The organism is Nocardia sp. NPDC057272 (assembly GCF_042668615.1).
Classification (GTDB): Bacteria; Actinomycetota; Actinomycetes; order Mycobacteriales; family Mycobacteriaceae; genus Nocardia.
The window spans coordinates 30,338-52,432 of sequence record NZ_JBHUYK010000003.1; the positions used below are offsets into that span (position 1 = coordinate 30,338).

At 67.9% G+C, this 22,095-nt stretch carries 15 protein-coding genes; 6 read left to right on the forward strand and 9 right to left on the reverse strand.

The annotated features are described in order from the left end of the window. Nucleotides 1–5: 5 nt before the first annotated feature. The 3 genes from lysX to ACFULV_RS05470 all read left to right on the forward strand — a co-directional run bounded on the left by lysX (nt 6) and on the right by ACFULV_RS05470 (nt 4,554). Nucleotides 6–3,284 (forward strand): bifunctional lysylphosphatidylglycerol synthetase/lysine--tRNA ligase LysX, encoded by a 3,279-nt coding sequence (gene lysX / locus ACFULV_RS05460; RefSeq protein WP_378653991.1) that lies wholly within the window; start codon nt 6–8, stop codon nt 3,282–3,284. Between the two features lie 162 nt (nt 3,285–3,446). Next, nucleotides 3,447–3,764: a hypothetical protein gene (locus tag ACFULV_RS05465; protein WP_378653455.1), complete on the forward strand. Its 318-nt coding sequence runs from the start codon at nt 3,447–3,449 to the stop codon at nt 3,762–3,764. 169 nt (nt 3,765–3,933) lie between these two features. After that, nucleotides 3,934–4,554 (forward strand): histidine phosphatase family protein, encoded by a 621-nt coding sequence (locus tag ACFULV_RS05470; RefSeq protein WP_378653457.1) that lies wholly within the window; start codon nt 3,934–3,936, stop codon nt 4,552–4,554. Between the two features lie 67 nt (nt 4,555–4,621). Here the strand turns inward: ACFULV_RS05470 and ACFULV_RS05475 are convergent, their stop codons facing one another. The 8 genes from ACFULV_RS05475 to gltB all read right to left on the reverse strand — a co-directional run bounded on the left by ACFULV_RS05475 (nt 4,622) and on the right by gltB (nt 15,233). Beyond that, the gene (locus ACFULV_RS05475; RefSeq protein WP_378637789.1) at nt 4,622–5,521 is read right to left on the reverse strand and encodes a cutinase family protein; all 900 of its coding nucleotides are present in this window, start codon (nt 5,519–5,521) and stop codon (nt 4,622–4,624) included. A 224-nt stretch (nt 5,522–5,745) separates the two neighbouring features. Beyond that, nucleotides 5,746–6,117, reverse strand: a complete 372-nt coding sequence (locus ACFULV_RS05480; RefSeq protein ID WP_378653460.1) for a hypothetical protein — start codon at nt 6,115–6,117, stop codon at nt 5,746–5,748. A 10-nt stretch (nt 6,118–6,127) separates the two neighbouring features. Continuing rightward, the gene (locus tag ACFULV_RS05485; RefSeq protein WP_378637783.1) at nt 6,128–6,604 is read right to left on the reverse strand and encodes a roadblock/LC7 domain-containing protein; all 477 of its coding nucleotides are present in this window, start codon (nt 6,602–6,604) and stop codon (nt 6,128–6,130) included. After that, nucleotides 6,601–7,533 (reverse strand): hypothetical protein, encoded by a 933-nt coding sequence (locus tag ACFULV_RS05490; RefSeq protein ID WP_378653463.1) that lies wholly within the window; start codon nt 7,531–7,533, stop codon nt 6,601–6,603. The genes ACFULV_RS05485 and ACFULV_RS05490 overlap by 4 nt, the downstream gene beginning before the upstream one ends. Beyond that, nucleotides 7,530–7,877, reverse strand: a complete 348-nt coding sequence (locus tag ACFULV_RS05495) for a hypothetical protein (protein ID WP_378637778.1) — start codon at nt 7,875–7,877, stop codon at nt 7,530–7,532. Before ACFULV_RS05495 ends, ACFULV_RS05490 begins: the two co-directional genes overlap by 4 nt. Nucleotides 7,878–8,217: 340 nt before the next feature. Beyond that, nucleotides 8,218–8,778, reverse strand: coding sequence for a tetratricopeptide repeat protein (locus ACFULV_RS05500; RefSeq protein ID WP_378637775.1), 561 nt, complete (start codon nt 8,776–8,778; stop codon nt 8,218–8,220). Nucleotides 8,779–9,100: 322 nt separating this feature from the next. After that, nucleotides 9,101–10,573 carry a glutamate synthase subunit beta gene (locus ACFULV_RS05505; RefSeq protein ID WP_378637773.1) on the reverse strand — a complete coding sequence of 491 codons (1,473 nt, stop codon included), beginning with the start codon at nt 10,571–10,573 and terminating at the stop codon, nt 9,101–9,103. After that, nucleotides 10,566–15,233, reverse strand: coding sequence for a glutamate synthase large subunit (gene gltB / locus ACFULV_RS05510; protein ID WP_378637770.1), 4,668 nt, complete (start codon nt 15,231–15,233; stop codon nt 10,566–10,568). The genes ACFULV_RS05505 and gltB overlap by 8 nt, the downstream gene beginning before the upstream one ends. 929 nt (nt 15,234–16,162) lie before the next feature. On the opposite strand from gltB, the gene ACFULV_RS05515 reads away from it, so the two are divergent. Then, nucleotides 16,163–17,986 carry a DUF4407 domain-containing protein gene (locus ACFULV_RS05515; RefSeq protein ID WP_378653466.1) on the forward strand — a complete coding sequence of 608 codons (1,824 nt, stop codon included), beginning with the start codon at nt 16,163–16,165 and terminating at the stop codon, nt 17,984–17,986. Nucleotides 17,987–18,028: 42 nt separating this feature from the next. Here ACFULV_RS05515 and ACFULV_RS05520 read toward each other — a convergent pair whose 3' ends face one another. Beyond that, the gene (locus ACFULV_RS05520) at nt 18,029–19,540 is read right to left on the reverse strand and encodes an MFS transporter (protein WP_378653468.1); all 1,512 of its coding nucleotides are present in this window, start codon (nt 19,538–19,540) and stop codon (nt 18,029–18,031) included. Nucleotides 19,541–19,620: 80 nt separating this feature from the next. Between ACFULV_RS05520 and ACFULV_RS05525 the strand changes: the two genes are divergently transcribed. Next, entirely contained in the window at nt 19,621–20,166 is a 546-nt protein-coding gene (locus tag ACFULV_RS05525; protein ID WP_378653471.1) for a TetR/AcrR family transcriptional regulator, read from the forward strand. Between the two features lie 163 nt (nt 20,167–20,329). Then, the gene (locus tag ACFULV_RS05530) at nt 20,330–21,943 is read left to right on the forward strand and encodes an adenylate/guanylate cyclase domain-containing protein (RefSeq protein ID WP_378653473.1); all 1,614 of its coding nucleotides are present in this window, start codon (nt 20,330–20,332) and stop codon (nt 21,941–21,943) included. Nucleotides 21,944–22,095: the final 152 nt, after the last annotated feature.

Below are 22,095 nucleotides of genomic sequence, written 5' to 3' on the forward strand. Positions count from 1 at the left end.
ACCCCATCGTCGAGGACCGCACGCCGGTGCCCCATCGCGCGCACGGCAAGTTGTCCGAGGTACCGCACATCGCCGGATTGGTCCTCGGTGTGTTCGCGGTGCTGCTGTTCTTGTGGAGTGTTTCGCCCAGCCTGCGAATCCTCACGCAGGTGCCGCGGCACTACGTGGACACCTACTATTTCGATGCCCCCGACACCAGCCTCGTGTGGGCGTTGATCGTCGGCCTGCTCGCCGGGGCGACCGCGGCCCGCAAGCGGATCGCCTGGTGGCTGCTGGTCGTGTACCTGCTGCTGTACGCGATAGCGAACATCCTGGACTTCTTCGCCGACGACGATGTGGACGCGCTGGTCGCCTTCATCGTGCACATGGCGGTCATCGCGATACTGCTGGCCGCGCGTAAGGAGTTCTACACCCGGGTTCGGCCCGGCGCGCTGTGGAAGGCGCTGGGCGTGCTGGTGTTCGGGCTCGCGCTCGGCTGCCTGCTCGGCTGGGGCCTGGTCGAACTGTTCCCCGGTTCGTTGCCCGCGGGTGTGCAGCGTCCGCTGTGGGCGGTGTATCGAGTCACCGCCGCCGTGCTGGTGAACAACGAGCATTTCGACGGGCATCCGCGGGCCTGGGTGAACTTCCTGCTCGGCCTGTTCGGCGCGCTCGCGCTGCTGGCCGCGGTGGTCGTGCTGTTGCGTTCGCAGCGCGCCGACAACGCGATGACCGCGCTGGACGAGTCGGCGATCCGCGGCCTGCTCGCGAGCAGCGATGTCGAGGACTCACTCGGCTACTTCGCGACCCGTCGCGACAAGGCGGTGGTGTTCGCGCCGAACGGCAAGGCGGCGATCACCTATCGCGTCGAGCTGGGTGTGTGCCTGGCCAGCGGTGATCCGATCGGCCCGAAACAGGCGTGGCCACAGGCGATTCAGGCGTGGCTCGAGCAGGCCGACCGGTTCGGCTGGCAGCCGGCGGTGATGGGCGCCGGCGAACTCGGCGCCACCGCGTACCGCAAGGCGGGCCTGTCGGCGCTGCGGCTGGGTGACGAGGCGATCCTCGACACCCGCACGTTCTCGCTGGCGGGCCCGGAGATGAAGCAGGTGCGTCAGGCCGCGAACCGGTTGCGCAAGAACGGCCTCGAGGTGCGGATCCGCAGGCACCGCGATATCCCCGCCGCCGAGTTCGCCGAGATCGTCGCGCGGGCGGACGCCTGGCGCGATACCGAGACCGAGCGCGGCTTCTCGATGGCGCTGGGCCGCCTCGGCGACCCACTCGACGGCGACTGCCTGCTGGTCGAAGCGGTGGACCACGACGACCGCGTGCACGGCATGCTCTCGCTGGTCCCGTGGGGGCGCACCGGCGTCTCGCTGGAACTGATGCGGCGCGACCCGCAGAGCCCGAACGGCGTGATGGAGCTGATGATCTCGCAGCTCGCCCTGAACTCCGACCAGTACGGCATCACCAAGGTGTCGCTGAACTTCGCGGTGTTCCGATCGGTGTTCGAAGAAGGCGGCCGGATCGGCGCCGGTCCGATCCTGCGGGCCTGGCGCGGGGTGCTGCTGTTCTTCTCGCGCTGGTGGCAGCTCGAGGCGCTGTACCGGTCGAACGTGAAATATCACCCGCGCTGGGTGCCACGGTTCTTCCTGTTCGAGGAACGCAGGCAGTTGCCGCGGGTGGCCACGGCGAGCGGGCTGGCCGAAGGGTTCCTGCCGCGCATCGGCAAGGCGCCCGACGCGGGCGTGCACACCGGCACGAAGGCCGCGGTCCCCGCGACGGTCACCGGCCTGCACGCCGACGGCAGCGCACCGGACGCACCGGAGGGCGCCGACGCCGAACAGGGGCCACGCAGGCCCGAACAGGTGCGGGTGCGCCTGGACAAACTCGACCGGCTCACCGCTTCGGGCATCGATGCCTATCCGGTCGCCTACCCGCCGACCCACGACATCGCCGAGGCCAGACGCTGCCCCAAGGGCACCACCGTGCGTATCGCGGGCAGGCTCTTGCGAATTCGCGACTACGGCGGCGTGATCTTCGCGCTGGTCCGCGATTGGACCGGGGAGATCCAGCTGGTGATCGATCGCGAACGGGTGGGCGCCGATCGCAGCGACGAGTTCACCGAATTCTTCGACCTGGGCGATCTCATCGAGGTGAGCGGGCAGATCGGCGCCAGCCGCAACGGTGAGCTGTCACTGCTCGCGCAGGACTGGCGGATGAACGGCAAATGCCTGCATCCGCTGCCTGACAAGTGGCGTGGGCTGGCCGATCAGGAAGCCAAGGTCCGGCAGCGCTATGTGGACATGGCGATCAACCCCGAGGCCCGCGAGGTGATGGCCAAGCGCAGCGCGGTCCTGCACTCGCTGCGCGATTCGCTCCATGTCTGGGGCTTTCTCGAGGTGGAGACGCCGATCCTGCAACAGGTGCACGGCGGCGCCAACGCCACTCCGTTCCGCACCCACATCAACGCCTACGACCTCGACCTGTACCTGCGCATCGCCCCCGAGCTCTACCTCAAGCGGCTGTGCGTCGGTGGCATGGAGAAGGTGTTCGAGATCGGCCGCACCTTCCGCAACGAAGGCGTCGACTTCAGCCACAATCCCGAGTTCACGATCCTGGAAGCCTATGAGGCGCACAGCGATTATCAGCAGATGATGCACCTGTGCCGCAGGCTGATCCAGCATGCGGCGATGGCCGCCAACGGTGCCGAGGTGGCGTTGCGGCCCAACGACGACGGCGGCTTCGACACTGTCGACATCTCCGGCGAGTGGCGGGTGAAGACCGTGCACGGCGCGGTCTCCGAGGCGATCGGCACCGAGGTGACCGCGCGTACCGAGCTGGCCCGGCTGCGCGAGCTGTGCGACGAAGCGGGCGTGGCCTACCAACACGGTTGGGACGCGGGCCAAGTGGTGCTGGAGATGTACGAGCACCTGGTGGAATCGCAGACCACCTACCCCACCTTCTACCTGGACTTCCCCACCTCGGTCTCCCCGCTCACCCGCTCGCACCGCAGCATCGAGGGGGTGGCCGAGCGCTGGGATCTGGTGGCCTGGGGCGTCGAGCTGGGCACGGCCTACAGCGAACTCACCGACCCGGTGGACCAGCGGCGCAGGCTCACCGAGCAGTCGATGCTGGCCGCCGGTGGCGATCCCGAGGCGATGGAACTCGACGAGGACTTCCTGACCGCGCTCGAACACGCGATGCCGCCCACCGGCGGACTCGGGATGGGCGTCGACCGGGTGGTCATGCTGATCACCGGACGCAGCATCCGTGAGACGCTGCCCTTCCCCTTGGTGAAACCACGGTGAAATCGGGTACAGGTGTATACGGATCGCGACGCGTTCGCGATCAACACATGCTCTGTGTGGCGCTTGCGAGGCTTTCTAACCGAAAGCCACAGTGAGACCGTTACTCTCGGAGTTCCGGCACCGGGAGGATGTCGGGCCACCAACACATCGGGATGGGATTTCATGTATCTGGACTTGCTGACCACAGCCGCACTCGTCGATCCGCACATGCTCACCAGCAGCTTCGACACCCTGGCGAGTTCGGACGCAGTCAACACCGCGATGGAACTCGCGGCCAAGAAGAAAAAGAAAAACAGCTCCGGCCTGATCATCGGCGGCATCTGCTGCCTGATCATCGTGGTGCTCATCGTCGGCGGCATCTTCCTGCTCAAGAACAAGAAGAAGGGCGACCAGCCGCCGTACAACGGTGGTCAGCCGCCGTACAACGGCCCGCAGGGTGGTCAGCCCCCCTACGGCCAGCCGCCCTACGGCCAGTCCTGACCTGACCGGAGGACTCGCGGCGACACCCTCGGTCGATGACGAGGGTTCCCCGCGAGTCCTCGAACGACCACCCGTTCGCCAAGGGCTCTCCGCCACGGGATGACATCGCCGGCCGCGAGGAGATCGACCCGCAGCCCTGGTCCCCGGCGGATAGGGCAGAGTGTTGATCGTGCAGCTGATACTCGTGCGTCATGCCCAACCCGAACGCGTAGTCGGCGACACCATCGCCGCCGACCCCGGCCTCACCGACATCGGCAAGCTCCAAGCCGAACGCGTCCCCGCCGCGCTCGCACCCCACGACATCGTTCGCATCGTCAGCAGCCCGCAGCGCCGCGCCCGCGACACCGCGCTCCCCACCGCGACCGCCCGCGACCTACCGGTCGACGTCATCGACGACCTCGCCGAATACGACCGCGACCTGCCCGCCTACATCCCGATCGAAGACGCGAAAACCGAATTCGCCGACGCCTACGCCCGCATCAAGGCGGGCCACCTCCCCGACCAGATCGACGGCCCCGCCTTCACCACGCGAGTCCTCACCGCCGTCGAAACCCTGGTCGCCACCACAGCTCCCGGCGACACCGTCGTAGCCTTCGCCCACGGCGGCGTCATCAACGTCCTCCTGGCCGACATCCTCGCCCTCCCCCGCCCCCTCACCTTCCCGATCGACTACTGCTCGATCACCCGAATCCTCTACTCCCGCACCGGCACCCGCACCGCGGCAACCATCAACGAAAACGGCCACGTCTGGAACCTGCTCCCCAGGGCCCTGTCGCGAACCACACCCTGATCCGCGGTCGCGGACATACGAAAGAGCCCGGCACCGCCGAAGCGATACCGGGCTCTGCGCGAACGACTCAGGCCTGCTGAGCGATCCAGTTGTGCATCCAGGTGATAGCGGTCTGCCCGCCACCCACCGAGTAGCTGCCGTACAGCGTGTGCGCCTGCGAGCGGTAGAACTGCTCCAGGTCCTTGGCCCGCTTCTGGTTGGCCGCGTCCGTCAGCTGCGCCCCCAGCGTCGGGATGCCGCCGAACGACATGAGGTCGCTCACGATCGCCCCGGCCTCGAGCTGGTAGCGCCACAGGTTGGCCGGGTTCGCGTCCGAGCTCTGGGCGAGGAAGCCGGCGAACCGCGTCACGAAGTCGTCGGTAGCGGTCGCGCAGTACAGATCGTCGACCGCGCAGATCGTGCGGGTGCGGTCGCTCAGCCAACCGAAACCACCCGGCCGAGCGCCACCGGCACCGGCGCCCGCGGCGTGCGGGCCGACCTGGATATCGGTCGGCGAACGACGGGGATCGGAGATGAGGCCGACAGCGGCGACCCGGTCCTGCGGGATCGGGCTGATGCCCGTGCCGATCTCGGCGGCCAGATCGCCTGCGGCGTCGGCACCCTGGCTGTAGCCGACGATCGCGGCCTTGGTGTTGCCGCAGGAGGCCAGCTTCTCGCTGATCAGCCCGCGGGCGGCGTCGACCGCCTGCTTCTTGGAGTTGCCGTAGACATCGCCCTCCCAGGGGAACGCGGTCGCGGCGTAGGTGACGTAGTCGACGTCGGTGTTTCTCGGTAGGCCGTTGGTGACGCCGGCGAGCATGCCGGGGCCGGGGGCCTTCTCGTGGCCGGTTTCCCAGGTGCCGGGAATGGCGACGACATAAAGACTCGGGCAGGCGGGCGCCGCGCTCGCGCTCGTGCTGCCGACAACAATTCCGGACATCATCGCCGCGGACGCTCCCAGAGCCGCGACAACCTTCTTCAACTGCATACCGCTCCAGTTCACCCTTGCTCGTCGATGTGAGAGCAAACCCCGAATACTGACGTTGTGGCCCCAGACCTCGCCGCGAATCACAATAGGCGTACGAGCCATCCCGTGCCACACGACCTCTCGATTTTATGGCCGGAAACACCGGCGGATCGAGCAGGGCCACGCACCGGAGTGATGGGATGCCGGCGGCACGTCACCGCCGACACGCCCCCCGTTCACGAAACTCACACCTCCAGGTCTTCTTCGATGCCCTTGAGCTTGTGCCGCGCCAGCGCCAGATTGGCCCGGCCGCGATCGAGGGCGAGGTAGAGGAACAGCCCTTTGGACTTGCGCCCCGTCATCGGGCGGATCAGGTGGTACTGCGTGCCCAGGGTGATGAGGATGTCCTCGATCTCCTCGTTGAGGCCGAGCTGCTCGATGGTGCGCATCTTTGCCCGCACCACCTCGGTGTTGCCCGCAGCGGCGACCTGCAGGTCGAGCGACTTGGTGCTGCTGAGCATTCCGAGGGCCATGCCACTGCTGTAGTCGACGATCGCGGCGCCGATCGCACCCTCGATCACCATCATGTCCTTCAGAGCCAGATCCATATTCGACATGTTGTGCCTTTCAATCGTTGTGCGCCGCCGCCAGATGGCCGGCGATCGCGCGAGCTACCGGTCGCGACTCCAGGTGGAGCCGGCCGACATTCACTTCGGGTCCGGCGAGCACGGTCAGCGAGGTGCGCCCGGCGGCGTAGATCACCACCTGCCCCTCGGTGCCGTGCACGACGACCTCGCTGAACCCGCCGCCGTGCGCGGTGTTCGCCAGCCGGTACGACAGCGACAACTGCGCGGCCGACAGCGCGGCCAGGCCGGCGGGTTCGAGATGGGCGGGGAGGTCGTGCTCGATGAGCAGCCCGTCGCTGGAGGCCACCAGCGACCCGGTGAGCTGAGGTAGCCGTTCGCGCAATGACTGCAGTTCGGCCTGCACAGCCGGGTAGTTCTGGGGCGCTGTGTGTTCGGGCACCCTGGGTTCGGGCGTGGTCATCGCCACCTTGGTCAACCTTCCCCTCCATTCACCGAGCAGCTTCTTCCGCACGGTCACGCAAGCTCCTCCAACGCCGCCCTGAGCCGGATGAGTGTTTCGCGGTCGACCTGCTGCCAGCGTTCGGGTTCCGCTGCGCCGGCCGGTTTTCCGCGGTGTCGGGCGGTCGCGGTCGCTTCCTCGTCGATCGCGTGCCTGCCCTGTCGTGCACCCGTCTCCTGCTGGGGGCGGGTCGGTCCCGCGCTGCCCGGAACACGTCGGGGCAGCGTGGGCACGGTTGTTGGCGACCGAGTCGAGCTCCGGTGGTCGGCCGGGTCCGGTGCGAGGGCGAGGTGGCGCCCGCGCTGTGGTTGTTCGATCGAGACGGGTTCCGGCGCTTCGATCAGGCCCGCTGTGGTCAGATCGCGGACCGCGACGAGGCAGCCGTAGGTGGTGCGGCCCAGGTCGCGGGCGATGTCGGCGATGCTGCGGCGGGTGTCGGCGGCGGCGAGGACTTCGGCCTGACTTCCGGTGAGTACCACCTGGTTCCGCTTGATCCGGCGGGCCGGGACCACCGGAACCAGGGTGACGAGGTCGGCGGTCCACGGGCCGTACTCGTTGTCGGTGCGGCGTTCGCATTCGTGAACAAGCGCGCGGGGTGCGATGTGGCAGACGGGCGCCAGCCAGTGTTCGGTGGTCGGACGGAATTCCGGCTCACCCGCGGAGGCCAGCAAAAAATAGGCGGCGTCGAACACCGACAGCAGCGCGAGGGTTTCCAGTTGTGGCTGGTCCAGCAGCGGACCCGGGTCGCCCGCACCGGCGCGACGCCAATCCTCCGCCGTTGCTACGCCCGCTTCGACTACCAATCTGTCGAGGCCGATGGTTCGCCCGCAGCCGACCGAGGCGATAGTTCCACGCACCAAGTGGAATTCGCCGTCGCCTGCGCGCAATACTCCGGTCGAGCCTTCTTCGCCGAGCCGATGCAATTCATCGGCGAGCGCGACACTCATCGATCCCCGCCCGTCAATTCTTCCAGTGCCGACCTGAGCTGATAGCGGGCCATCCCGAGATTGCCGGTGTCGCCGTCGAAGACGACATGCATGAACAACCTGCCGTCGAAATCGCCGTCGACCAGATGGAGGAGGTGAAATCCCCTGGTCCGGCACACCACGATCTCGGTGAGGTCGTCGTCGGAGCTCCCCAGGGCCGGACACGCGAGCGCGGCCCGCACCACATCGGTGGTCCCCGCCGCGTCCTCGTGCTCGTCGACGCCTCGGCGCTCGCCCGCGCCGGCGACGGCCAACCCGCTCGCCCCGTCCACCAGCGTCACACTGCGCGCCCCGGGAATATCCATGATGCGTTTCAGACACCCATCAAGAGAATTCACCGAGCCCCCGAACCGTCATCGACTATTGATCGAGACGAGACGTTATACCCCTCCGCTATTCCTCGCATCTCGAACGCCGGAAAATTGCTGCCGCACAATATGTTTGCTGATGGTTGCTGGAAAACCGCTCGGTATCAATACTTTTGAGTAACTTCGGCGCCCATTCGCTGCGGACCGCTATAACCGGTGATCACTCGCCTATTCCATCCGCCAGCGATCTTCGCGTAAACATCGAAAATTGTGTCTTCGCAGACCTCGCCGACCTACCCGCACACCGGTCCCCCAACGATGTGCTCGAAGTGTGCGATCAGCCGGCGGCGCGGCGGTACCAGGTTTCCGCTTCGCGGTGGGCGCCTTGGGATTCCAGCAGGGCGGCGAGGTTGGCCATGGCTCGGGGGTGGCCGAGATCGGCCGCGCGACGGAAGCAGCGACGGGCCTCGGTGGTGGCGCCACGGTGGCACAGCAGGATGCCGAGGTTGTTCACGGCGTCGATGTCGCCGTGGTCGGCGGCCTCGCCGAACCAGGCTTCGGCGTCGTCGAGGCGGTCCTGATCCTCGAAGAGGCGCGCGAGGTTGTACATGGCGTCGACATGGCCCGCCATCGCGGCGTGGTGGTACCAGGTTTCGGCGTCCCGGCGGTCACCGCACTGGTAGAGCATGGTGGCCAGATTGAACATGGCGTTGGCATTGCCCGCGGCAGCCGCACGGCGGTACCAGGACTCGGCCTCGTCGAGTTCACCGAACTGGTCGAGTAACACGGCCAGGTTGTTCATCGAGCGCGTGTGCCCCGCGGCAGCGGCGCGCCGGAACCAGTACTCGGCGGCTTCGAAATCGCTGTGGTCGTGGTAGAAGTGAGCGAGATTGTGCATGGCGGTACCGTCACCACGCTCTGCGGCGCGGCGAAGGTTCGCCAACGCTTCCGGCGGCAACGGCACAGCTCCCCCTCGGATCTCCCGTACACCTCGACACGGAAAGTCTATGTGCTGCAGGGAAGATCAGCCACGTCGTTTGCTCGCCTACCGAACCCCTTGCACCCCTTCCACGTTCACCCCCCTACGCACATTCCCCGCAAACCCGCAGGTATCCGGCAAGGCGCCCGGATTCGCCGGGACACCTGCCTCGTGTGGGGGGAATGACAAAAAAAGACGCCCGCGGGCTCGAAAGCCTGCGGGCGCCTTGCTGGTTCAGCGGCTAGCGCTGGGCGACAGCCGTCGGGGGGATCGGCGCGGGCAGCGCGGTCTCGCCCTCGAGGAACTTGTCGACGGCCGACGCGGCAGCGCGGCCCTCGGCGATGGCCCAGACGATCAGCGACTGGCCACGGCCCATGTCACCGGCCACGAAGACGCCGGGGATGTTGGTGGCCCAGCTCTTGTCGCGCTGGACGTTGCCGCGACCGTCGTAGCCGACACCGAGATCGGTGAGCAGGCCCGGCTTCTGGGGACCGACGAAGCCCATGGCCAGCAGGACCAGGTCGGCTTCGAGGGTGAAGTCGGTGCCCTCGACCTTTTCGAAACGACCGTTGACCATCTTGACCTCGTGCGCGTCGAGACCGGTGACCTTGCCGTCCTTGCCGACGAAACGCTCGGTGTTCACCGAGAACAGACGTTCGCCGCCCTCTTCGTGTGCCGAGGCGACCCGGTACATCAGCGGGTAGGTCGGCCACGGGGTCGAGCCCGCGCGCTCCTCGGGGGGACGCGGCATGATCTCGAACTGGTGCACCGACTCGGCGCCGTGACGGTGCGAGGTGCCGAGGCAGTCGGCGCCGGTGTCGCCACCGCCGATGATGATGACCTTCTTGCCCTTGGCGTGGATCGGCGGCAGGCCGTCCTCGTCGGCGATGTCGTCACCGAGCTGCACCCGGTTGGACAGCGGCAGGAACTCCATCGCCTGGTGGATGCCGTCGAGCTCGCGGCCCGGGATCGGCAGATCGCGGGCGATGGTGGCGCCACCGGCCAGCACGATCGCGTCGAAACGCTCACGCAGCTGCTCGGCGGTGATGTCGACACCCACGTTGACGCCCGCCTTGAAGATGGTGCCTTCGGCTTCCATCTGGGCCAGACGACGGTCGATGACCGACTTCTCCATCTTGAATTCCGGGATGCCGTAGCGCATCAGGCCGCCGATGCGGTCGTCACGCTCGAACACGGTCACGGTGTGACCGGCGCGAGTGAGCTGCTGGGCGGCGGCCAGACCGGCCGGGCCCGAGCCGACGACGGCGATCTTCTTGCCGGTGAGACGGGTCGGGTACACCGGGGTGACCCAGCCCTCGTCGAAGGCGTTCTCGATGAGCTCGACCTCGACCTGCTTGATCGTGACCGGCTCCTGGTTGATGCCGAGCACGCAGGACGCCTCACACGGAGCCGGGCACAGGCGGCCGGTGAACTCCGGGAAGTTGTTGGTGGCGTGCAGGCGATCGATGCCTTCGCGCCACGCACCCTTGTAGACCAGGTCGTTCCATTCGGGAATCAGGTTCCCGAGCGGACAGCCGTTGTGACAGAAGGGGATACCGCAGTCCATGCAGCGGCTGGCCTGGGTCTTCAAGGTGTCCTGGGAGAACTTCTTCTCCTCGTAGACCTCTTTCCAGTCGAGCAGACGCAGCTCGACCGGACGACGGGCCGGGGTTTCCCTCGAGGTGTGCTTCAAAAATCCCTGTGGGTCAGCCACGAGCCGCCTCCATGATCGCGGTGTCGACATCCTTGCCGGCCTTCTCGGCCTCGGAGATGGCGAGCAGAACCTTCTTGTATTCGCGGGGCATGACCTTCACGAAGTGGTTCACCTGCTGGGACCAGTCGCTCAGGATGCGTTCGGCCACAGCCGATCCCGTTTCGTCGCGGTGGATCGCGATGATGTCGCGCAGCCAGGTGAAGTCGTCACCGGAGAGCTGCTCGATCGCGTCGACCTGATCCGGGTTGACCCGGCCGGGCAGCTTGCCCTCGGGGTCGTAGAAGTAGGCGACACCACCGGACATACCGGCACCGAGGTTGCGGCCGGTGTCACCGAGGATGACCACGCGGCCACCGGTCATGTACTCGAGCGCGTGGTCGCCCACACCCTCGACGACCGCGGTGGCGCCGGAGTTACGCACGCCGAAGCGCTCGCCCGCGACACCGTTGATCAGGATGCGACCGCTGGTGGCGCCGAACATGATCACGTTGCCCGCGATGATGTTGTCTTCGGCGACGAAGGCTTCCGGAGCCGAAGCCGACGGGCGGACCACGATGCGGCCACCCGACAGACCCTTGCCGACGTAGTCGTTGGCGTCACCGAAGACCCGCAGCGTGATGCCGGCCGGGACGAACGCGCCGAAGCTGTTGCCCGCCGAACCGGTGAAGGTGATGTCGATGGTGTCGTCGGGCAGGCCCGCGCCACCGTAGAGCTTGGTCACCTCGTGGCCGAGCATGGTGCCGACCGTGCGGTTCACGTTGGTGATCTTGGTTTCGATCTTGACCGCCTGGCCACGCTCGAGCGCGGGAGCGCTCTGCGCGATCAGCTCGTTGTCCAGCGCCTTGTCCAGACCGTGGTCCTGGGTACCGGTGCACCGGGTGTTCTGGTTCATGAACGCCGTTTCCGGCATGTCCAGGATCGGCGACAGGTCCAGCTTGGCGGCCTTGTAGTGCTGCTTGGCCTTGGCGGTGTCGAGCAGGTCGACCCGGCCGACGGCCTCGTCGAGCGTGCGGAAGCCCAGCTCGGCGAGCAGCTCACGCACCTCCTCGGCGATGAACATCATGAAGTTCTCGACGAATTCCGGCTTGCCGGTGAAGCGCTCGCGCAGCACCGGGTTCTGGGTGGCGATGCCGACCGGACAGGTGTCGAGGTGACACACGCGCATCATGACGCAACCCGAGACCACCAGGGGCGCGGTCGCGAAACCGAACTCCTCGGCGCCGAGCAGGGCGGCGATCATCACGTCGCGGCCGGTCTTCATCTGACCGTCGACCTGGACGACGATGCGGTCACGCAGGCCGTTGAGCAGCAGGGTCTGCTGGGTCTCGGCCAGGCCGAGCTCCCAGGGTCCACCCGCGTGCTTGAGCGAGGTCAGCGGCGACGCGCCGGTGCCGCCGTCGTGGCCCGAGATGAGCACGACGTCGGCGTGTGCCTTGGATACACCGGTGGCGACGGTGCCGACACCCGGCTCCGCGACAAGTTTCACGTGAATCCGAGCCTGCGGGTTCGCGTTCTTCAGATCGTGGATCAGCTGCGCCAGATCCTCGATCGAGTAGATGTCGTGGTGCGGCGGCGGCGAGATCAGGCCGACGCCCGGCGTGGAGTGACGCACCTCGGCGACCCACGGGTACACCTTGTGCGCGGGCAGCTGGCCGCCCTCGCCCGGCTTGGCGCCCTGGGCCATCTTGATCTGGATGTCGGTGGCGTTGGTCAGGTAGTGCGCGGTGACGCCGAAGCGACCCGACGCGACCTGCTTGATCGCCGAACGACGCCAGTCGCCGTTCTCCTCGACCTCGAAGCGAGCGGGGCTCTCGCCGCCCTCACCGGAGTTCGAGCGGGCGCCGATGCGGTTCATCGCGATGGCGAGTGCCTCGTGCGCCTCGGCGGAGATGGAGCCGTAGCTCATCGCACCGGTCGAGAAACGCTTCACGATCTCGCTCGCGGGCTCGACCTCGTCGATGGAGATCGACGCGCGCTGGTTCGACTTGAACTTGAACAGACCACGCAGCGCGGCCAAGCGCTCGGACTGATCGTCGACCAGCTTGGTGTACTCCTTGAAGATCGAGTACTGGCCGGTGCGGGTCGCGTGCTGGAGCTTGAACACCGTGTCCGGGTTGAACAGGTGGTACTCGCCCTCACGACGCCACTGGTACTCGCCGCCGACCTCGAGCTCGCGGTGCGCGCGCTCGTTGCGGTTCTCCAGGAACGCGACGCGGTGGCGGATGGCCACCTCTTCGGCGATCTCGTCGAGACCGATGCCGCCCAGCGGGGAGCGCAGGCCGGTGAAGTACTCGTCGACCAGGTCCTGGGCCAGGCCGATGACCTGGTACAGCTGGGCGCCGTTGTAGGAGGCCAGGGTGGAGATGCCCATCTTCGACATCACCTTGAGCACGCCGTTGCTGGCCGCGGTGCAGTAGTTCGCGACGGCCTTGCGGAAGTCGGCGCCCAGATCGCCGGTGCTGCCCGGAATCTGCAGCGAGCCGCGCTCGAGCATGTCCTCGATGGTCTCGAAGGCCATGTACGGGTTGATCGCGGCGGCGCCGAAACCGATCAGCAGGGCCATGTGGTGCACCTCGCGGGCGTCACCGGCCTCCACGACCAGGCCGACCATGGTGCGGGTCCGCTCGCGCACCAGATGGTGGTGCACCGACGAGGTGAGCAGCAGCGAAGGAATCGGCGCCAGCTTCTCGTTGGACTCACGGTCCGACAGCACGATGATGCGCGCACCACCGTCGATGGCGGCCGAGACCTGGGTGTTGATGGCTTCCAGCGCCCGGCGCAGACCCTCGCCGCCCTCGGCGACCGGGTACAGACCGCGCACGACCACCGAGCGCAGGCCCGGCTGGCTGCCGTCGTCGTTGATATGAACGAGCTTGGCCAGCTCGTCGTTGTCCAGAATGGGCTGTTCGAGCGCGATCATGCGACAGGAGTCGGGGCCCGGATGCAGCAGATCGGCCTCGGGGCCGAGGTTGCGCTTGAGGCTGGTGACGACCTTCTCGCGGATCGCGTCGAGCGGCGGGTTGGTAACCTGCGCGAACAGCTGCGAGAAGTAGTCGAACAGCAGACGCGACCGGTTCGACAGCACCGCGATCGGCGTATCGGTACCCATCGAGCCCAGTGCCTCGCCGCCGGTCTTGGCCATCGGCGTGATCAGCAGGTTCAGGTCCTCGGTGGTGTAACCGAAGATCTGCTGACGGATCAGCACGCGGTCGTGCGACATGTGCACGTGCGGGCGGTCGGGCAGGTCGGCCAGGCGGCTGACGCCTTCGTCGAGCCACTGCTGGTACGGCTGCGCCGCGGCCAGCTCCGACTTGACCTCTTCGTCGGTGACGATGCGGCCCTTCTCGGTGTCGACCAGGAACATCTTGCCCGGCTGCAGGCGGATCTTCTGGACCACGGTGGCGGGGTCGATGTCGAGCACGCCGACCTCGGAGGCGAGCACGACGAGGCCGTCCTCGGTGACCCAGATGCGGCCGGGGCGCAGACCGTTGCGGTCGAGCACGGCGCCGATCTTGGTGCCGTCGGAGAAGCACACCGCCGCCGGGCCGTCCCACGGCTCCATCAGCATCGAGTGGTACTCGTAGAACGCGCGCCGGTCGGGGTCGAGGTTCTCGTTACGCTCCCACGCCTCGGGAATCATCATCATGATGGCGTGGTGCAGTTCGCGACCGCCCAGGTGCAGCAGTTCGAGCACCTCGTCGAAACGCGCGGTGTCGGAGGCGCCGGGGGTGCAGACGGGGAAGATCTTCTGCAGCCGGTCCTTGCCCGCTTCGTCCTTGCCGAACACGTCGCTGCGCAGCAGCGCCTCACGGGCGCGCATCCAGTTCTCGTTACCGGTGACGGTGTTGATCTCACCGTTGTGGGCGACCCGGCGGAACGGGTGCGCCAGCGGCCACGAGGGGAAGGTGTTGGTGGAGAAGCGCGAGTGCACGATGCCGATGGCCGACTCGACGCGCTCGTCCTGCAGGTCCAGGTAGAACGCACGCAGCTGGGGCGTGGTGAACATACCCTTGTAGATGAAGGTCTGGCCGGACAGGCTCGGGAAGTACACCGATTCCTTGCCGACGGTGCCCTCGCCGGGGCCTGCCTTGCCGAGCTCGTGCTCGATCCGCTTGCGGATCACGTAGGCGCGACGCTCCAGGTCCATGCCCGAGAGCTGCTCGGCGGAGTTCTTCGGCGAGCCGATGAAGATCTGCCGGAAGGTCGGCATGGCATCGCGGGCCAGCGCGCCGAGCGAGGACTCGTCGATCGGCACCTCGCGCCAGCCGAGCACGGCCAGGCCCTCTTCGGTGACGATCTTCTCGACGCCGTAGGCGGCCCGCGCGGCTTCGCGGCGGGCCTGCGGCAGGAAGGCGATACCGGAGGCGTAGGAGCCTTCCGGGGGCAACTCGAAAGCGGCACCTTCTTCGGCGAGGATCGCACGGAAGAACTTGTCCGGGAGCTGCAGCAGGACGCCCGCGCCGTCGCCGGAGTTCGGCTCGGCACCCGCAGCACCGCGGTGCTCCAGGTTCAGGAGGGCCGTGATGGCCTTGTCGACGATGTCTCGACTGCGTCGTCCATGCATGTCGGCAACGAACGCGACGCCGCAGGCGTCGTGTTCGAATGCCGGATCGTAGAGCCCGGTGACTCCGGGTGACCTGTGGCCAGGAAGTTGCGTCATGCCTCTGCCTTCAAGAAAGTCGGCTGTCGATGTCGGCCACCCAGCAAGCTGAGCGTGGGCCCTTCGTCGTTTCGCCTCCGTCAAGACTGCGTCCGTACGATCCGAAACCAGCGACGGTGGTGGTTTGCGGCGTTGACGTAGTTGGGGTGCTCAGAGGTAACGGGATGCTTACTTCTCCCTTACCTCTGCGCGGGGTTTCACCCGCTACTCTTGGCCCGGTTTCACCGGACCTCGAACAGGTGGTTGTGCCGAACTGGGTGCGTTCGGCGTAAGAGCAAACGATAAGTCAGACCGCAGACCCAACCAACTAAGGTTGTGCTAAGTAACCCGTCTAGCTGGGGTTTGTAACGGCTGCTTGCATCGTCGCGCGCGTCGTCCAGTGTAAAGCAGACCGGGGACCGGATCGATCCCGGACAACCCCCGCCTACCTGCGTGAACACTGCCGACGAGCAGACTCGGTTCCACCGTCGGCCGGGGGCCGAAAGCTGAACTCACCTGCACCGCAGCAGATTTCCCTGCAGATGCCCTGGTCAAACCTCCCACCTCCGCTAACCGGGGGTGGGGACTGTGAGATATTCCCGACACGGGCCCCCACAAGCGCTCCAGTCAGCCGACCGTACGGTCTGTATTGCGAAATGTGCGCCACAGCACACCGCTGGCAAACTTCTGGCAGTGTCGTTCGACACAAATCGGGCACGGAAGGCGGTGCGGCCCGGCTCGCCGCGCACGACACGCCGAGGTCGGCACAGAAATGTTCCGGTCAGCGCGATGAATGGACCTATTCGACTGTGAGGCTGACCACAAGCAGTACCTCGGCACTCGGTGTGTCGGTCTCCGGCCTGTCACGCTGACACAACGAATCCATGCCAGTTTCGCCTTACCTACCAGTTTCGCCATGCCCAGTGGAGCGCACGACCCGGGGAGAACTCATGACCGGCTTACTCACCTGGCTCGGCGGAGGCCTCGCCTCGCCACGGCGCCGGAACCACGAATCGGGCGCCGACCTGGCTTTCAGCCATGAACAGGGCCGCTATCTCGTCACCGGTGCCGCCGTGACGCTGTTCGCCGTGATCGCCGGTCTCGTCGCGTTGTCCGCACTGCTCGCCGCCGACGCGGGCGTGCTCGCCGCGGTGCTGTTCGCGCTGGTCATCGCCGTCGCCGCGGGTGCCCTCGGCCGGGCGCTGGCGACCACACGGCCCGGTGGTGACGAGGATCGGTTCGGTATCGCGGCCCGGATCGGGGTCGGGGTGCTGGCCGGGGTCTTCGTCGCCGAACTCGCCGCCACCGTGCTGCTCGGCGGGACCGTCGACCGGGAACTGGATGTGCGCGCCCAGGCGAGCGCCGAGAACGCGCCGGCCGTGGTCGCCGCCCGCACCTCGTTCGACCTCGCCACCGCCGACCGTGCCGCGCTCGATCTGAGCATCGCCAAGTCGCAGGCCGACATCGACCGCGCGCTGGTGATCGCCCGCTGCGAGTACAACCCCACCGCGGAATGCCCGCAGACCAGAATCACCGGGGTACCGGGTCGCGGTCCGGAAACGCAGACCGCCAACGACATGCTCGACGACGCCCGCAAACAGCTCGCCACGGCGCAGGGCCGCATCGAGGGCCTCGACCAGCGGGTCCGCACCGAATCCGCCGCGCTCGCCACCGCGCGGACCAGCGCGTTCGCCGACGGCGACCGTGGCTTGGGCGCCCGCTGGCTGGCCATGAACAGCTACACCGCGTCACACGCGGGCGCCGCCGCGCTGCGCCTGCTCATCCTGCTCGCGGGCGTCGTCGTGGCCCTGCTGCCGCTGCTGCTGCGCTGGTGGCGCGGGGAGACCTCGCTCGACCGCCGGGTCGACGCGGCGGAGGTGGCCGATCGGGCCCAGCGCGAGGCCGACGCCGCCATCGCGGTGAAACGCGCCGAAGTGCGCACCGAGACGGCCGCCTTGCGCGCCGAACACGAGCTCACCGCCGCGCAACTGGCCATCGAAGCCGATACCGTGATCGATCGAGAACGTCAGCGCACCAGGATCATCGCCGCGATCGGCGGTTTCGAGCTCGGGTTCACCGAGCCGCATCGAAAGGACGACTCCGTGTCTCTGGAGCCGAACGTCACATCGCAGCTGCCCGCGGGGTACGTCCAGCACGCGCTGCCCGCCGGCACCGCCGGGGCTCTCGTTCCCGCCCACCAGGCGCCCACGCAGCAGCCGCCCGCGCAGGCGCCGACCGGCGGTGGCGGTTTGGAGTTGCCGATCATCGGGACGGTGCCGTTCACCGACACCGCCGCCCGCTGGATCCGTCCGCTGGTACCGGCTTTCGTGGCCAATGCCTTCGACTCGGCCACCCACCCGATGCGGACCGCACGGCAGGCGTTCGAAGAGGTCGAAGAGGTGACGTTCACCCTGCGCCGCACGCGCAAGGTCACCGTCGACACGCAGGATTCCGCGCAGCAACAGCAGGTCCCCGCCGGATATCAGTTGCAGGGTCAGCCCGCGCAGGGTTTCCTGCCGCCCGGCGCCTACCCGCAGCAGCAGTACCAGCAGCCGTACCAGCCCTACGCCCAGCAGATCGCCTCGAATGTGGTCGACGCGCCGTCGAGCCGCTTCCACCCGGACCCGCGTCAGTACCCCTCGGCGCCGAACTACACCGCGCTGCCCGCCGGTCAGGGCAACGGCCTGCCCGAGGCCGGCGGCCACGGCGAGCTCGCAGGCGGCAACGCCAACGAGCTCCCCGGCAACCGGCGTCAGCTGCCGCCCGCCCGCTGATCGCGCGAGGTGGCCGACAGCCCGCTGTCGGCCACCTCCGGCTCAGCCGCGCGTGGTCTTCGTCCGTACCGCGCTGTAGGCCGCGAACAACAGCACCGCGACGATGCCGAGCACCGTCAGATGGATGCCGCTGACGAACGCCTGGTTCGCCGACGACAGGAACTCCTCCGCCACCGCGGCGGGCAGCTCACCGGCCACCTCGACGGCGCCGCTGAGCGAACCCGACGCCGCCGCCACCGCGTCGTCCGGCAGCAAGGACACGTCCAGACCACGCCGGAAGATCGCCATCACGGTGCTGCCGAGCAGGGCGACACCCAGGGCAAGACCCGTTTCGTAGGCGGTCTCCGAGATCGCCGCGGCCGCACCGGCGCGTTCCTCCGGCGCCGATCCGACGACCAGGTCGGCGGCCACGGTCATGGCCACACCGGCACCGAGACCGATGCCGACGAAACCGAGCACGAACGCCTCCGCGCCGCTCACCGCGTCGACCGCGAGGAAGGCCGCCGCGCCGATCGCGGTGACGACCAGCGCACCGGCCAGCACCAGCGCCGCGCGCCAGCGCCGCACGAGCCAGGCCGCCGCCAGCGAACCGAACACGCTCGCCGCGAGCCCCGGCAGCATCAGCAGACCCGCCTCCAAGGGCGTACGGCCGAGCACCAGCTGCAGATACTGCGAGCCGAAGAACAGCACGCCCGCCAGCGCGAACACCGCGAGCAGGTTGGTGAACACCGCCACCCGGAACCTCGGCAGCTCGAACAGCCGCAGGTCGAGCATCGGATCGGTCAGGCGACGCTGCCTGCGCACGAACAGCACGGCCGAGACCACACCAACCAGGCCGACCAGCAGCGCGCCCACCGCCGGACCGTGCGCGGCGGTTTCCTTCACCGCGTAAACCACCGGCACCAGCGCCAGCATCGACAGCAGCGCGCTCAGCGCGTCGAACCGGCCCGGGTTCGGGTCACGTGATTCGGGGATGAGCAGCGGAGCGAGGGCGAGCAGCACCAGCATCACCGGCAGGTTCACCAGGAACACCGAGCCCCACCAGAAGTGCTCGAGCAGCCAGCCGCCGACCAGCGGACCGGCCGCGGCGCCACCACCGGCCATCGCACTCCACACGCCGATCGCCACGGTGCGCTGACGCGGGTCCTGGAACATCGATCGGATCAGGCCCAGCGTGGCGGGCATCAGCGTGGCGCCCGCGACGCCCTGCAGGACGCGCGCCGCGATCAGCATCTCCGGCGACACCGCCCAGGCGGCCAGCACCGAGGCGATGCCGAAGCCGACCGCACCGATCAGCAGGAGCTTGCGCCTGCCGATCCGGTCGCCGAGATTGCCCATCACCACCAGCAGACCGGCGAGCACGAACGAGTACACGTCGATGATCCAGAGCAGCTGTGGCGTGCTCGGGGCGAGGTCGGCGCTGATCGCGGGCACGGCCAGGTCCAGCACGGTCGCGTCCACCGCGAGCAGCAGCAGGGCGAGGGCGAGTACGCCGAGGCCCGCCCACTCGCGCGGGGTGGCGCGCGCCGGGGTGAGTGCTGTGGGGGTGTTCATGGGTCTCTCGTCTTTCGGGTTGGTAAACCGTCCAGACGGTACAGTAACAAGAAAACCGTCCAGACGGTACAGTGATTGCCGTGAGCTCTGACACCCGCGATCGCATCCTCGACGCCCTGGAGACCCTGCTGCTCGAACGCGGCGCGGCGCAGATGACCCTCGACAACGTCGCCGCCGCGGCGGGCGTATCGAAGGGCGGGCTCCTCTACCACTTCAAGAGCAAAGACGCCCTGCTCGTCGGCCTGGTGCAGCGGCTCGGTGAGCGTGCCCGCACCCAACTCGACGACGCCAGAGCGAGCGGGAGCTCGATCGCCGAGTGGTACCTGCAGACACCCGACCCCACCGCGCAGGACGACGCCGTCGAACTCGCCCTGTACCGCTCACTACTGGCGACCATGCGCACGATCGACGCCTCGGCGGGCAGCGAGCCCGACCAGGTCCAGCGCGCGCTCGACGCGGTGATGGCGGCCTGGTCGGACAACCTGGAGACCGAGGTGGACGACCCCGTCCGCGCCGACACCATCCGGCTGGTGGGCGACGGGGTCTACCTGCGCGCGCTGCTCGGTCTGCCGCAGATCGAACCCGCGCGCTACCGCGCCGTCGTCGACAACCTGCTCCACGGTTGAGTGCACATCTGTACACCGAACGGTGCCGTGGACAACAGCACGGTCGACAGACCGGTGGACGGTCACAAAACTGGGTGCGACCAGTTGGTATAGCCACCCGACTGATGCAGTGACCTGCGCAACTCTGTGGCCGACACCGGGTTCACCGGTTTACAGTTCAGTAGTGATCAACCGCGATGGACCGGCGGGCGCGGCAAGATCAGCGCCATGGGGCTCGCCGCTGCTCGGGCCAGTCGACGAGGCATCGAAGATCCGTCGAGTTCGGGTGCAGTTGCTGCTCACCGTGCCGCTGCTCATCGCCAATCTGATCGGCATCGCCATGGTGGTGGTGCTCGCGGGCTTCGTGCTGCCCGGGCCCACCGTGTTCACGCGGGAACTCCTCCTGGTCAACAGCGTTTTCACGCCGCTGTGCGCCGCGCTCGCGCTGGCGGGCGGCACCGTGTGGGGCACCGTGGCCGGGGTGCGCTCGATGGGCTGGGCCACCGATCCCGAGCACGTACCGACGCCGGCCGAACAGCAGGTCACCGTGTCGGCGCCGCGCTGGATGGTGCTGCAGCAGGCCATCCTCTGGACGCTGACGTTGACGGTGCTCACCATCGTCTACGGCGTGCTCGAGCCGGCGCTGATCCCCAAGGTCATCCTCTCCACCGGCGCCGCCGCGATCGTCGTGTGCGCCAACAGCTACCTGATCATCGAATTCGCGCTGCGCCCGGTGACCGCGCGCGTGCTGGCCGCCGACCCACACCGCCGCCGTGGCATCGGCGTGTTCGGCCGGACCATGCTGTCGTGGTTCGTCGGGGTCGGCGTACCGGTGGCGCTCACGATGACGGTAGCGGTGTGGGCGCTGGCCGACCCCGCGGTGAGCAAAGCCAGGCTGGCGGTGTGCATGCTCAGCCTCGGCGGCTCCGCGCTGGTATTCGGGTTGATCCTGATGGCCCAGGTCGTCGCGGCGACGGTGGCCCCGATCAAGGGGGTGCGGCAGGCGCTGCGCCGCGTGGAGAACGGCGACCTCGACGCCGAGATCGCCCTCTACGACGGCACCGAGCTGGGCGAACTGCAGAGCGGCTTCAACACGATGGTGCACGGGCTGCGCGAGCGGGCGATGATCGAGGACCTGTTCGGCAAGCATGTCGGCCACGATGTCGCGATGGCGGCGATCGCCTCCCGGCCGGTGCTCGGCGGCACCGAAACCGAGGCAGCGGCCCTGTTCATCGACATCATCGGCTCCACCACGATGGCAGCCACCCTGCCCGCACCCGAGATCGTCGGCATTCTCAACCGGTTCTTCGACATCGTCGTCGACGAGGTGGAACGGCACGGCGGGCTGCTCAACAAGTTCGAGGGCGACGCGGCGCTGGCGGTGTTCGGCACGCCGGCTCCGCTCGACGACCTGGCGGGTGCGGCGCTGTCGTGCGGGCGTGCGATCCAGCGTCGACTGCATGCTGCTTCCGATCTCGACGCGGGTATCGGTGTCGCGGCGGGACGGGTGGTCGCGGGCAACGTCGGTACGCACAACCGGTACGAATTCACGGTGATCGGCGATGCGGTCAACGAGGCCGCTCGGCTGTGCGAGCTGTCCAAGCAGCACGACGAACGTTTGCTCACGTCGGCGACCACGCTTGCCGCTGCGGCCGACTCGGAATCCGCGCAGTGGATTCTCGGTGAGACGGTCACGCTGCGTGGGCGTTTGAAGCCCACGCAGGTTGCGCTGCCGAGGCTGTCCGAGCGGGCCGACGAGGGCGCCTCCGCCGGGCGTGGAGCTGCGGACGTTCGGTAGGGACACCTCGGGGATCACCCGGCCCGGCCTGCGAGGCGAGGGCGGGTCGAGTCCCCGGGCGGTTCGGCTGGGATTGACTACACTCGGGCCCGTGCGTCCCGCCGTCGAAACGGTTGGCGCCGTCGGGGCGGGAGTCGATCCGGCACGGGCGC